Annotated in this window: 1 protein-coding gene; it reads left to right on the top strand. The window is 51.9% G+C overall.

Translation table 11 applies throughout. The annotated features are described in order from the left end of the window. The coding region (locus E0L35_RS25630; RefSeq protein ID WP_138801739.1) for an IclR family transcriptional regulator C-terminal domain-containing protein at positions 1-282 on the top strand (282 nt) is incomplete at its 5' end. Positions 283-437 lie beyond the last annotated feature (155 nt).

Here is a 437-nt window from a genome sequence, read left to right as displayed (position 1 = left end):
ACAACGATTACTCATCCACAGCAACTTCACGAAGAACTGGCGCGTATTCGCCGTCAGGGCTGGAGCTATGACAACGGCGAAGATTACGCCGATGTCCGTTGTGTCGCTGCGCCGGTGTTTAACGCCAATAACGAGCTTACCGCTGCGATCTCGGTGGTCGGTACCCGCTTACAAATCAATGAAGAATACCGTGATTATCTGGCGGGCAAGGCCATTGCCTGCGCCAGGGATATTTCACGTCTGTTGGGATGGAAAAGTCCCTTTGACTTACAAGCCTCATAACAATGGAGAACATCATGACCCTACCAAAAATTAACAGGTTCGCGCCTGGTTTACTGGCGGTGCGACAGCAGAAAAAGGCGCTGGCGGCGGTGATTATCACGACCAGGGGGCGAATCACTGGATAGACGATCATATTGCCACCCCGATGAGTAAAT

The organism is Halomonas sp. ATBC28 (assembly GCF_005937175.1).
Lineage (GTDB): Bacteria > Pseudomonadota > Gammaproteobacteria > Pseudomonadales > Halomonadaceae > Vreelandella > Vreelandella titanicae.
This window is presented reverse-complemented; position numbering and strand designations above follow the sequence as displayed.